The organism is Enterococcus sp. JNUCC 77 (assembly GCF_054819945.1).
This window is the reverse complement of sequence record NZ_JBTHIG010000001.1, coordinates 1,686,965-1,700,238: the sequence shown is the minus strand read 5'-3', so window position 1 is coordinate 1,700,238 and position 13,274 is coordinate 1,686,965. Positions and strand designations below refer to the sequence as shown.

12 protein-coding genes are annotated in these 13,274 nt (G+C 34.3%); 9 read left to right on the top strand and 3 right to left on the bottom strand.

Annotation, left to right across the window (positions count from 1 at the left end; genetic code table 11):
- Positions 1 to 8 precede the first annotated feature (8 nt).
- The 4 genes from ACVWNY_RS08360 (at position 9) to ACVWNY_RS08345 (ending at position 5,259) form a co-directional block, all read left to right on the top strand.
- Positions 9 to 677, top strand: coding sequence for a potassium channel family protein (locus ACVWNY_RS08360; protein ID WP_218324937.1), 669 nt, complete (start codon positions 9 to 11; stop codon positions 675 to 677).
- Between the two features lie 12 nt (positions 678 to 689).
- Positions 690 to 983 (top strand): HesB/YadR/YfhF family protein, encoded by a 294-nt coding sequence (locus tag ACVWNY_RS08355; protein ID WP_218324938.1) that lies wholly within the window; start codon positions 690 to 692, stop codon positions 981 to 983.
- Between the two features lie 11 nt (positions 984 to 994).
- Positions 995 to 1,924: a glycosyltransferase family 2 protein gene (locus ACVWNY_RS08350; protein ID WP_218324939.1), complete on the top strand. Its 930-nt coding sequence runs from the start codon at positions 995 to 997 to the stop codon at positions 1,922 to 1,924.
- Between the two features lie 320 nt (positions 1,925 to 2,244).
- Entirely contained in the window at positions 2,245 to 5,259 is a 3,015-nt protein-coding gene (locus ACVWNY_RS08345) for an LTA synthase family protein (protein ID WP_218324940.1), read from the top strand.
- Between the two features lie 35 nt (positions 5,260 to 5,294).
- On the opposite strand, the gene ACVWNY_RS08340 is transcribed toward ACVWNY_RS08345, so the two are convergent.
- Positions 5,295 to 6,242 (bottom strand): phosphoglycerate dehydrogenase, encoded by a 948-nt coding sequence (locus tag ACVWNY_RS08340; protein WP_218324941.1) that lies wholly within the window; start codon positions 6,240 to 6,242, stop codon positions 5,295 to 5,297.
- A gap of 69 nt (positions 6,243 to 6,311) precedes the next feature.
- Entirely contained in the window at positions 6,312 to 7,130 is an 819-nt protein-coding gene (locus ACVWNY_RS08335; RefSeq protein ID WP_454071220.1) for a DUF1189 domain-containing protein, read from the bottom strand.
- A gap of 148 nt (positions 7,131 to 7,278) precedes the next feature.
- On the opposite strand from ACVWNY_RS08335, the gene ACVWNY_RS08330 reads away from it, so the two are divergent.
- The 3 genes from ACVWNY_RS08330 (at position 7,279) to ACVWNY_RS08320 (ending at position 9,729) form a co-directional block, all read left to right on the top strand.
- Positions 7,279 to 7,746 (top strand): GtrA family protein, encoded by a 468-nt coding sequence (locus ACVWNY_RS08330; protein WP_218324943.1) that lies wholly within the window; start codon positions 7,279 to 7,281, stop codon positions 7,744 to 7,746.
- Positions 7,747 to 7,819: 73 nt separating this feature from the next.
- Positions 7,820 to 8,425, top strand: coding sequence for a superoxide dismutase (locus tag ACVWNY_RS08325; protein WP_218324944.1), 606 nt, complete (start codon positions 7,820 to 7,822; stop codon positions 8,423 to 8,425).
- A 200-nt stretch (positions 8,426 to 8,625) separates the two neighbouring features.
- On the top strand, positions 8,626 to 9,729 hold the full coding sequence (locus tag ACVWNY_RS08320; protein ID WP_454071219.1) for an LCP family glycopolymer transferase: 1,104 nt from the start codon (positions 8,626 to 8,628) through the stop codon (positions 9,727 to 9,729).
- A gap of 67 nt (positions 9,730 to 9,796) precedes the next feature.
- On the opposite strand, the gene rlmD is transcribed toward ACVWNY_RS08320, so the two are convergent.
- A complete protein-coding gene (rlmD, locus tag ACVWNY_RS08315) occupies positions 9,797 to 11,170 on the bottom strand; it encodes a 23S rRNA (uracil(1939)-C(5))-methyltransferase RlmD (RefSeq protein WP_218324946.1) in 1,374 nt (457 codons plus the stop codon).
- Between the two features lie 88 nt (positions 11,171 to 11,258).
- Here rlmD and recX point away from each other — a divergent pair, with 88 nt between their 5' ends.
- Positions 11,259 to 12,062: a recombination regulator RecX gene (gene recX / locus ACVWNY_RS08310; protein WP_218324947.1), complete on the top strand. Its 804-nt coding sequence runs from the start codon at positions 11,259 to 11,261 to the stop codon at positions 12,060 to 12,062.
- A complete protein-coding gene (gene mutY / locus ACVWNY_RS08305; RefSeq protein ID WP_218324948.1) occupies positions 12,055 to 13,188 on the top strand; it encodes an A/G-specific adenine glycosylase in 1,134 nt (377 codons plus the stop codon). Before recX ends, mutY begins: the two co-directional genes overlap by 8 nt.
- The last annotated feature ends 86 nt before the right edge of the window (positions 13,189 to 13,274 follow it).

The window sequence follows — 13,274 nt, the reverse complement described above, 5'->3', positions numbered from 1 at the left end:
TAACAAACATGAAACGTAGTTTTGCAATTGTAGGTTTGGGCCGTTTTGGTGGCAGTATTTGTCGGACCTTGGTAGAATCAGGGCAAGAAGTCCTAGCTATTGATAACAATGAAGATCGAGTAAATGAATATATGAACATTGCTACACACGCTGTTGTAGCTAATGCACAGGATGAAATGACGTTGCGGTCGTTAGGTATTCGCAATTTTGATTATGTCATTGTGGCGATTGGTGAAGATATTCAAGCAAGTATCTTAGTTACTTTGATGGTTAAAGAAATGGGTGTACCAACAGTTTTAGCAAAAGCACAGAACGAATACCATGCGCGAGTCTTAGAAAAAATTGGTGCGGATCGGGTCGTCCATCCAGAAAGAGATATGGGGAATCGAATTGCCCATAATTTGGTATCTCGAAATATTTTGGATTATTTGGAGTTGTCAGATGAATATTCTTTGGCTGAGATCGTGGTAACCAATCGTAAATTCTATGGGAAAACCATCCAGGAATTGGATTTTCGCCAACGCTTTGATTTAAATATAGTTGCAATTAGACGAGTTGGAAAGAAAGAGCCGATTGTTACACCAACAGCTGATGAAGTTGTTTTACAAGACGATCATCTTGTTGTAATAGGTAAGGACGTTAGCATTGATTATTTAGATGAAAAAATGAATGGATAGGAGTTCTTACAAATGAAATTAACAATTACACCGAAAGCTTTAAATTGGTTCAAATCAGAAATTGAAGTAGCAGATGGTCAAGGTATTAGATTTTTTGGTAAAGTATACGGAAGTACACAAGTTCATGAAGGTTTTTCGGTTGGAATGTCTGTGGACACACCAGAAAATATTTTAGCTGAGACAACAGAAGACGGATTACTATTTTTTGCCGATGAAGCAGATGAATGGTTTTTTAAAGGCTATGACTTAGTAGTTGACTATGATGAAAAATTAGATGAACCGAAATATGAGTTCAACGAAGCATAAAGGGTGAGAACATGATATCAGTAATTATTCCTTGTTTTAATGAAGAGGAAGCGATTCCTCTTTTTTTTGCGGAGATGGAAAAAATAAAATCACAAACAGGTCATTCGATTGAGTATATATTTGTCAATGATGGCTCTAAGGATCATACGCTTTTAGTTATGCGTAATTTGGCCCGCAAATATGAGTATGTTCGCTATCTGTCTTTTTCTAGAAATTTTGGGAAAGAAGCTGCTTTATATGCCGGCTTACAAAATGCGCAGGGTGATTTAGTGACTGTGATGGATGTGGATTTACAAGATCCTCCAGAATTATTGCCTGAAATGGTGAAAATGATTGAATCATCTGATATAGATTGTGTTGGTACTCGGAGAGGTGATCGAAGTGGAGAACCGCCGATTCGCAGTTTTTTTGCTAAGAAGTTTTATCAGCTGATTAATAAAATAAGCGATACTGAAATGGTCGATGGTGCTAGAGACTATCGCTTAATGACACGGCAGATGGTAACTGCTGTTTTAGAATTAACTGAATACAATCGTTTTTCTAAAGGATTATTTAGCTGGGTGGGTTTCAAAACGGAATATCTGTCATTTGAAAATAGAGAACGCTCGGCTGGCGAAACTACTTGGTCTTTTTGGAAATTATTTAACTATTCAATTGATGGCATTGTCAATTTTTCAGATGCTCCTTTAAACATTGCTTCATTTGTGGGTGCATTTTCCTGCTTTGTTTCAATTATCGCGATGATTTTTATTGTAGTAAGAGCAGTTTTATACGGTGATCCGACTGCAGGATGGCCTTCGATGGTGTCAATCTTTTTATTTATTGGTGGCTTACAATTGCTTTGCTTGGGAATTATCGGCAAGTATATCGGGAAAATATTTTTGGAAACAAAAAAACGCCCCGTCTATATCGTAAAGGAAACAGAAAAAGACTTGAATTAATTGGATATTTCGTGAAATAAATAATGAGTAAAGCACTTATACTCGTCAGAGTGTGTATCTATTACTTAGTCGTTGCCGTTTTGTTTGAGCTATCAAGTTTATATTTTATACAAACATTTTTCTATCCAATGTAACAGTAGAAATTATTGAGTTAATATTCAAGTAACTAGTACAACTGGACTAATTAGGTTCGGTTGTTTTTTTGCTTTTTAAACTATTATTAAAGTTTTTCTGACCTGTCATTATTGGCTTAAGATATGTTATAGTATAACCTGATTTAATTGCAAAATTTATAAATTGATTTGGAGTTTTAGACTGAGATGATAGAAAAAAAAGTTCGGAAATATCCTTTTATAACAATATTAATTGCCAGCTTATTTATGGTGTTACAGCGAGTTTTGACTTCGGCTACGGTCATTCCGAGTTTTAGTGGAAATCCTGATCGCTTTTATCTTTATCAAACAATTTATTGTATCTTTTTTATTGGTTTAAATTTAATCCCACTTTATTTTGGCTACTATCAGAAAAAAATCCGTAAAACTTCTTTGGTTCATCGATTAAGTCGTTATTTATTACTTTATATAGTAATGGCTTTATCCTCAAATTTATTTTTCATGGCGTTAAGAGGGTCATTTGACATTAAAAACTATTGGATGATTTTATTTCCCATTAGTCAAAATTATTTTCAATACGCGGTAGCGTGTGTCTTATTATTGCTGGCCTTACCTTACTTAGTTGATTATTTAGATAAAATAAACGAAACGTTATTCAAACGCGGGATGATCGTTGCGACAATTGCCTTGATTGGTCTACCTACTTTATTTAGTAATGATTTATGGAACTTTGGTCTTCGCGGTGAAAATATTTTATGGTTACTTTATCTCGTTATTTTAGGCTATACGTTTCAACGCTTTGATATAATTAAAAAAATAAATCATCCGAAACGTCATTTGTTTTTTAGCTTGGCTGCGATGATTGGTTCTGTTTTTCTGATGGCACAAGTCTCCTTGGCGGTCCATAATGACGGCTCAAGTGCTACGAGATTTGTGGTACCTTATTCCATTTTTGCGATGTATTATACTATAAGTTTATTTGTTAATTTAGAGAAATGGCAAAATAAATCTCAGCATTTTTTTGTTTCTGGGAGATTATTGGCTACGTTCCTGATTGCAATACAAGTTGTTATCAATTGGCGTTTAACTACTTTTAGCGTGGCGACTTATTATCGTGATGCAATGCCTCATTTAAAAATGATGTGGGTTTGGGCTATTTGTTTGTTTACTTTGATGTATTTAACAGCTGTATTAGTTTTTACTATAGCTGGTTATTACTTACAAGGAACACGCCCATTTATATTTTTAGAACAAAAGTTAAGCTTTAGTTCTTTGGCACAGCTAAAAGCCAAAGCTGAAAAATTGATTCATTGGATCGGCGGAAAAAAACGTTTACTATATGTGGTTGGCTTCTTTTATTTGTTTACGATTGGTCAGATGTTTTTACTATCTGGTAACCAGATTGCTGTAAGTGTTTCTAATACAGTCAACGCCTATTTTTATATTCTTTTTCATCGGCAATCAGCAATCCTTTTAAATGTACTTGTTATTGTCCTTTTCTTCTTATTACTTTTTTACGTGACCAATCGTTATTGGTATTCGTTTATTTTTACAATTTTAGCCGATTTGCTAATTACCATCTCTAATTTTCTTAAAATGTCTTTAAGAGAAGAGCCGATTTTACCTTCTGACATGACGATGATTAGTGGCATGAATGAAATTTTAAATTATGTCAATCCGGTTATTATAGTAGCGGCTATCATAATATTAATTGCTTTTGCCTATTCAGCAATCCGCTTAGAACGGCGGGCTAAAAAGATGTACCGCATTAAATTCGGTTGGAAAAATAAACTTATAAAAATAGGTTTGATTTTATTATTCTTTGGCAGTCTTGGTTTTGTAAATCACAAAGATTCGCCGTCGTATCTATTATTTAATTTTTTCAGAATTAATCGTTACTTTTATAATCAAAAATTAGGGGCCCAAATTAACGGTCCGATTCTTCAATTTTTAAATAATGTTGATACGACCGTCATGGATGAACCTGAAGGATATTCAAAAGAAAAAATTGAGGAAATTATGGCGAAATACAATGGCGAGGCAAATCAAATTAACCAAGAAAGACAAAATTGGGCGAATAATCAAACAGTTATTTTTAATTTAAGTGAAAGTTTTAGTGATCCGGCAAGGGTGCCAAATATTGAAGTAGATGGTAATCCAATCAAATATATTTTGAATATGAAGAAGAAAACCACCAGTGGTTTGATGCTGTCAAATGGATACGGTGGGGGAACTGCTAATATGGAATGGGCCTCACTGACAAGTTTAGATATTAGTAATTTATCGCCCACTTTACCGACACCGTATACACAATTAGTTGAAAAACAAAAGAGTGCGCCCAATATTACTAATTTATTTGATGAAAGTGTTGCAATTCATCCTTACGTGGCAACTCTGTATAATCGAATTGGCGTTTATCAAAAATTTGGTTTTGATAAATTTTATTACGAAGGTGCTACTGAAAATAAACTTAAATTCATGGAGACGATCGATAATAGCCCTTACGTTTCCGATGAATCAGCTTATAAAGACACGTTAGAAGTCTTGAATGGTAATCTTTCAACTTCACAATTTATTCAGTTGTCTACCATGCAAAATCATATGCCGTATGAGCAAGATTATTATGAAGCCAATGATTATTCTTTCATTGGGCCAGCTGTGATTGATAGCCGTAAAAATGAGTTAAATACTTATATGCAAGGAATCCATTACACTGATGAAGCAGTCAAAGGATTTATTAAAGCAATTGATCAAATTCAAAAACCAATTACTTTCGTTTTTTATGGCGATCATTTGCCATCGCTTTATAGTGGAAATAATATGGCAACTTACGGTTTAGAACAACACGAAACTGATTTCTTTATTTACAATAACAAATATAGTCGTGAACAAAATAAGAAATTAGCAAATAAAATTGTATCACCGTATAATTTCTCTGCTCTAGCTTTAGAGCAAGCAGGGATAAAAGTGACGCCTTATTATGCTTTGATCACTGAGCTAACTAATCAAGTGTTGCCTTCAACAACAGATCCAGCCGCCAGCGTTTCAAACAACTATAACGGTGAGAAAGTTTTTATTACCAAGAATAATAAAATTTTAGCAGAAAAAGATTTGTCTAAAAAACAACGAGATATTTTAAGGGATTACACCCTGATTGAATATGATTTAACTGCCGGTAATCAATACAGTGCTGCTTGGGCAGAACAAAAAGTTAATCAATAAAAAATGGTTCACTCTGCATGAGAGTGAACCATTTTTTAATATCCTTTTTTCAAACTGACTTGGTTTTTAGCTAAACTACCATCTTTAACAAAGCTGGTTAGGTTTGGCAAGAAAATCTGCATTAACTTTGTTTGAAAATGTTTTGTTAAGCCTGAAATGTGAGGAGTAATTAAAAGATTATCTAATTCCCATAAAGGGCTATCTGCTGGCAACGGTTCTGCTTCAAAAACATCTAAAGCGGCAAAAGCAATGGTCTTATTTTGTAGAGTTTCTGTGAGTTCACGTGTATGAACAGTATCACCACGGCCAACATTTATAAAAATTGCTGAAGGTTTCATTTGACTAAATAAATCGTTATTAAAGATATGGAAAGTATCATCTGTGCCTGGTAAAATTCCAACCACAATATCCATTGTTTGTATAATTTTCGCAAGATTTTTCATGGAATACGTTTCGATAAAGCCATCCACGGTATGTCCTGTTGTATTAATTCCAAAAGGATTGACTCCTAAACTGACTACTGATTTTGCTAACTTTTCTCCAATATGTCCGGTACCGATCACTAGCATGTTCTTTCCAGATAGTTGATCGTAATGAATATCATCAGTATCCCAAGTGTGAGCAAGCTGATTTTTCTGAGCGGTATTTAAGCCACGATAATAGGAAAGAATTACTCCAATCACGTGTTCAGAGATTGAAATACTATGAAGACCGCTGGCATTGGTTAAAAGAATACCTTTCTTCTCAAACTCTTTCAGTGGTAAATAGTCTACACCGGCTGAAATAGCTTGAACCCACTTCAACGGTGAAAGTGCTAATAGTTGTTGTTCATTCTTTTTATCCCAACCAACCGAGATTTCAACAAATTCTAAGTCTTCATCTATTAAAGTTGTTTTGACACGATATTCAGTTGCACTAGCTTTAATTTTTTCAATAAACTCTGCTCGATAGTTTCCTTGGATAAAAATTATTGGTTTTGTCATTTCACTATCACCTCGAAGAATATTGTACCAGAGAAACATCAAAAAAACTCCTCACAAAATTGTAAGGAGTTAGGCACCAGGTAATTTAACGTTAGGAAAGCCTCTGCTAGCAGTAAAGAAGATAAACATACTAATAATTGTAATCAATAAGCTATAGTCAAACTGTGGCTGAAAAAATAAAATAATCATCGACAAGACGGTAGGGATTGCCGCACAAAAGATAATTGTCTTAAAACAATCTAAGAAACCAACACTTTTGAGACGCATCCGCGCAAAGATCCAAGCAGCAAACGAAATAAACACAATGGTCACAGCTAGGCTAATCAAAGTAGGATAAATACCGGCAACCAGCATCAAAATTGGTAACCAGCCAGGTAAATTGACATTTTGAATGGCTGATTTTAATTTTTGGCTAGTTAAACCTTTAAAAGGTTGCTGATTATAAGAAAATTTTAAAACGTTGTCACCTAAAACAGAGGTGCTGATACCACCATAATCTGGTAAAGCCAAAATCGCTTCTTTTTTTAGTAAACCAATACTAAAATAATTTCCGACTAAATCATTTTTGACATCTTTTTCACTACGAGAACCATCAGGATCAAAAGTAAAAATAATTGAGTTTGTTTGGTAAATAAAGCCATTTGCATCATTGTCAGCAGCTTTAATCTCTCCATCACTGATAGTAAAATCAGGAATTCGTTCGACTATCTTTAAGCTGTCGGCTTTGATTTCTTTTAAAACATCGATTGCTTGAAAGACGCTAGGGATTGCCAATAACACACTGAGTACTAGTAAATAAATAATTGCCTTCCAAAAAGGGGTATCTTTAGCACCTTTTAAATCTGAAAAATGAAAAAAACTGCCTTTAATTAATTGACGAAAAGTCATTTTATCGCTCCATTTCTATATTCAATCAATATTGTAGCGAAGTCATAGTTAAATCACAAGCTAAAAAGATAAGATTTATCAAATGGAATTGACCATTTATAATGATTTGAGGTAAGGTACAAAGGAATAAAATAAAAAGGTGAAGAAAATGAAAATTTATCAGAAGTTTAAAACATATTTAGAAGAAAAAAAATTATGGGAAGTATTTATTTATTTGTTTTTCGGTGGCTTGGCTACTTTAGTCAATATTGTAACTTTTCAAGTTGCACAACAAGGTTTTGATTTAAGTTGGACCGTTTCTAATACTATCTCTTGGGTCTGTTCGGTATTATTTGCATTTGTCACTAATAAGTTATGGGTATTTCATTCAAAAACGGAGAGTTTTACTGCACTGACTTGGGAATTTGCTAAATTTATTTTGGCAAGATTGCTTTCTTTTGCCATGGACATGGCTTGTATGTTTCTATTTATCGATATCTTGTCCACTGGGAATCTGATTGCAAAAATCGTGACCCAAGTAGTAGTAGTAGTAGCAAATTACTTTTTTAGCAAGCTATTTATATTCAAAAAAGTGGAGATTATTGAAGACGAGAAACCGAATTCATCACCGCGTTAAGCATATCTTTTGAAGATATTTGCTAAGTTAGGTACAATAATTATTGTAATGATATTAAAGGAGGAAACTTAACATGGCTTATACTTTACCAGAATTACCTTACGGATACGATGCATTGGAACCTTATATTGATGTAGAAACAATGCATTTACATCATGACAAACACCACAATACTTATGTGACAAACTTAAACGCAGCAATTGAGAAATATCCAGAATTAGGCGAACAATCAATTGAAGATTTGGTTGCAAACTTAAATGAAGTACCTGAAGATATTCGAACTGCTGTACGTAATAATGGTGGTGGACACGTAAACCACAGTTTCTTCTGGAAAATTTTAGCACCAAATGCTGGTGGGCAACCAACTGGTGAAATCAAAGATGCAATTGAAGCTTATGGTGGATTTGAAAAATTAAAAGAAGATTTTAAAGTAGCAGCAACTGGCCGCTTCGGTTCTGGCTGGGCATGGGTTGTAGTAAAAGATGGCAAATTAGCAATCACTTCTACAGCAAACCAAGATTCGCCATTAACAGATGGTTTAATACCAGTTATTGGTTTAGATGTTTGGGAACATGCTTATTACTTGAAATATAAAAATGTACGTCCAGACTATATCGCAGCTTTCTGGGAATTAGTAAACTGGGATCAAGCAAACAAAAACTTAGCAGCAGCTAAATAATATATTCATCTTAAAGAGACTGATTTTTAATCGGTCTCTTTTTTTGGTTGAAGTTTGTGATATAATGAATTTTGTCTGGTTTTTCTATGAGGAAATTTCTTTAAGTTTTATTTATATCAAACAGACGCATTTGATAATTGATTGAATCGTTAGAAAGATTGTGAGAAAATAAACCGACAAATCGTTGGATGAGGTGTATTATGAAGCTTTGGAAAAAAATTGTGGTAACACTGATTTTATTAATAAATGTAGCTGCTGGTGCAGGAACTTATTACTTCGCTAAAGTTACTAGTGATGCTAGTAGCGCAGTCAACAGCATTCGAAAGACAATTGACCGTGATAGTGATAATTCAACTGCGGATATAAATAATAATGAACCATTCTCAATTTTATTGATGGGAACAGATACTGGTGACTTAGGTCGGACAGAACAAGGGCGATCAGACAGTATGATGGTGGTCACATTAAATCCAGAACAGAAAAAATCAACGATAGTTAGTCTAGAACGTGATATTTTAACTGAAATCGTCGGTTACGGCGGGGAAGATAAATTAAACGCAGCTTATGCATACGGCGGAACAAAAATGGCGATGGACACAATTGAAAATTTATTGGACATCCCTTTAGATCATTATGTTGTCATCAATATGAAAGGTCTGAAAGATTTAGTTGATGCTGTTGGCGGAATCACAGTTAATAATAAGTACGATTTTGAATTAGATGGTATCTCATTAACTGCAGGAAAACATACTTTGAATGGTGAGCAAGCTTTAGCCTTTGCTCGTTACCGCTATGAAGATCCTGATGGCGATATTGGTCGACAAAAACGTCAACGCCAAGTTGTAACCAAAATTCTAAGAAAAGTAATGTCGATGGATGGAGTCAGCAATTACCGCAAAATTTTAAAAGCTGTTCAAAAAAATGCTGAAACTGATTTAACTTGGGATGAAATGTTAGATATTGGCACCAACTACTTACCAGCTTTTGAAAATATTGAACAAAAACAATTACAAGGAACCAACCAAATTATTAATGAAATTTATTACCAAATTTTAGGCACCTCTGAATTATTAGATGTTCAAAATACTCTGAAAGAACAACTAGGTATTCAAACATCAGATACATTACCGAATTTAGAAGATTCTGATCAGTCCCAACTATTTAATAATGATGGTGGCACGGCTACAAGTGATACTTATTCAGATTCATATGGTACGGATAATGGTTATGATTCTAGCTATGTTGATCCAAACTACGTTGATCCGAATACACAGTATGATCCGAATTACGGAACCGGCTATTAAAATATTTTAAAAAATATAGTGACCTTCGAAAGTTAGATTTTTAGCTAACTTCCGAAGGTCACTCTTTTTATTTTTTAGTTAATTTCACAACTACTTCACAACGAGCAGTCTGGGGGAACATATCGACAGATTGTAAATAATTCACCTGATATGTTTTAGCCAGTATCACCAAATCTCTTGCTAAGGTTGAAACATTGCAAGATACGTAAACCAATTGTGGACTTGGTTGTTTTACTAAGGCTTGCAATAATTTTTGATCCAATCCAGTTCGTGGCGGATCGACAACAATTGCATCAGGCGAAAAACCTTCTGCTAACCATTTTGGTAATAAATCTTCCGCTGTACCTACTTCATAACGAGTATTTTTTAGACCTAAAGCTTCAGCATTTTTTTTCGCATCATCAATAGCTTGAGCAATAGTGTCCATCCCACGAACTTCCTTCACTCGGTCTGCTAACGATAATCCAATTGTGCCCACACCACAATAAGCATCGACGACTTTTTGTTGCGGGGTTAGTTCTAGTGCTTTCAAAGCCTCTTGATATAAAACTTTTGTTTGAAAAGGATTTAATTGGAAGAAGGCTCGTGGAGAAAGTTCAAAAGCGACTTGATTAATTTTTTCATCAATTACACTTTTTCCCCATAAATGAATGGTTTCATCTCCCATAATCACAGAAGTTTTTTTGTCTTGAATATTTTGCATGATGGAAACTACTTCTGGTAAACGTTGATTGATTTCACGAATCAATGGATTAATTTTCGGTAGTTTTTTAGTTTTTGAAATAAAAACAATTTGAACCTCACCAGTTTCAATTCCAATGCGAACCATAATAGTTCGTAAAATTCCCGCGTTTTTCTTTTCATCGTAAATGGGGAAATCATATTTAGTTAATAACTGAGTGACGACATTCATAACTTTTTGAGTTGTTGGCTCTTGGACTAAGCAATCTGTGATTGGCACCAGTTCATGAGACTCTGCTTGATACAATCCAGCTTCAACTTTTTTTAATTGTTGATTATAGCGTAACTGAAATTGTGCCTTGTTACGATAGTGCCAAGGTTCTTCCATACCAATGGTGTCTTTTAGTAGATACTTTTGATAATTTGCTGGTTTATATTTTTCTAAAGCTTGGGCCAACAAATCTTTTTTATAGACTAATTGCTGTTGATAGGCTAAATGCTGAATTTGGCAGCCACCACAAGTTTCGTAGACAGGACAAGGTGGTGTAATTCGATGCTTACTAGCTTCATTTACTGTGACTAATTCTGCTTCTGCAAAGCGAGGTGTAGCTTTAGTAACTTTGGCAATTATTTTTTCACCAGGTAAGGCGCCAGTCACAAAAACAATCATTTTCTTGTAATAAGCGATGCCTTCACCGTTAATTCCCAGTCGTTTTATCTTTAAATTTAAAGTTTGATTTTTCGTTAATTGAACAGCCATAATCTGCCCCTTTCTGGCTATTATTTTAGCATATTTTTCAGAATAAAAATTTTTTATGTTAAAATGAATCTTTGAATGGGGGATTTACATGTTAACCATTGTGAAAGTTAGTAAAGGACGAGGAAACTATTATAATATTGAAGTTTCCAACGGAGAAAAAGTTCGCGTATCAGAAGATACATTAATCGATTTTCGTTTGTTAAAGGATCAGGAAATTGATCAGGAGACGCTAACAGAAATAAAAAATGCTAGTCGTCAGGATATCGGTTTTCAATTGGCGCTAAATTACTTAAGTTATCAATTGCGGACCGAAATGGAGATCCGTAAATACTTGAAAGATAATGAGATCCCAAAAGAAGACCGCCATTTAATTGTGCAGCGATTAGTTGAAATGAATTTATTAGATGATGAGAATTTCGCTGAAAGTTATGTTCGAACTCAGATGCGTCTAGGTGATAAAGGACCCAAAATTTTAGCCCAAAAACTGAAACAAAAGGGTATTTCCAATCAATTAGTAGAAACAACACTGGCTAAGATTAGTTTATCTGATCAGCAAGATTTAGCTTTACAAGTTGCTAATAAAGCCTTAAAAAAATATCGAGGGAAAAGCAGTCGAGAAACCACGACTAAAATATTTCAATATTTACTGCAAAAGGGTTTTAGTGGGGACGTGATTGATTTTGCGATTGCTGAACTTGATTTTAGTGATGTCATAGAACAAGAGTCAGAAGCATTAATCAATCAAGGTGAAAAACTTTGGCGTAGTAATCAGCGGTTTGAATTAAGTAAAAGAAAACAAAAAGTGAAACAAAGCCTATATCAAAAAGGATTTCAATTAGATCAAATTGATACCTTTATTCGAGAAAAAGAGGACGCCGAAACTAGTGAATAAAAATATAGAAAATTGGGATGCCAAAAAAATTGCTAACTTTCAAAAAGATTTTTTGGCTTGGTATGATGACAATAAAAGAAATTTACCTTGGCGTTTTAATACTGATCCTTATAGAATTTGGATTTCAGAAATCATGTTGCAGCAAACCCGGGTTGATACGGTAATTGATTATTTTTATCGATTTATGGAAACATTTCCGACGATTGAGGATTTGGCTAATGCACCAGAAGATAAATTATTAAAAATCTGGGAAGGTTTAGGTTATTATTCTCGAGCTAGAAATATTCAAACAGCTGCCAAACAAATTATGACTGAATTTCACGGTGAATTTCCTAAAACGGTAGAGGAAATTGGAGGTTTAAAAGGAATAGGACCTTATACTACCGGTGCAATTGGGAGTATCGCCTTTGATTTACCTGAGCCAGCAGTTGATGGTAATGTGATGCGGGTGGTTAGTCGATTATTTCTAATTGAAGATGATATTGCTAAAGCCAGTAGCCGAAAAATTTTTGATGTAGCGATGCGTAAAATTATTAGTCATGAGCATCCAGGAGATTTTAACCAAGCAATGATGGATTTAGGTTCTAGTATTTGTACACCGACAAATCCCGATTGTGATAATTGTCCAATTCAACAATACTGTCTCGCCTATCAAGAAAATCGGCAAACAGAATTTCCAATTAAATCTAAAAAGGCCAAACCAAAGGATTCATATTTTGTCGCTGGTGCAATCGAAAATGGGCGAGGAGAATTTTTACTTGAAAAAAGAGCTGAGACTGGCTTGTTAGCAAACATGTGGACTTTTCCAATGGAAGAAATTTCGCAAGAAAAATTCGCTCAGTTAAAGATTAATTTCTCTGAAGAACAGTTAGATTTATTTGAGGTAGCGGAAGACACAGCCAATTTTCTAGTTGATTATCCAGTTGTCTGGCAAAAAAAAGTAGTAGGGGAAGTGAAGCATATTTTCACTCATCTACGGTGGCACATTTTAGTTTTTTACGGAAGAAATACGACAGATGTTTCAGGAACTTGGGTAAAATCAAACGATTTTGATGATTTTGTCTTTCCTAAACCCCAGCAAAAAATGGTTGATTTACTAGAAAACGTTTTACTTAGAAAAGATTAGTAGGCAAGCTCTTGATTTATTGCTATAATAATTTCGATGTCGGTGTGATAACACCCAAACAAATGCAAAGGTTTCTTTGCTGAGGG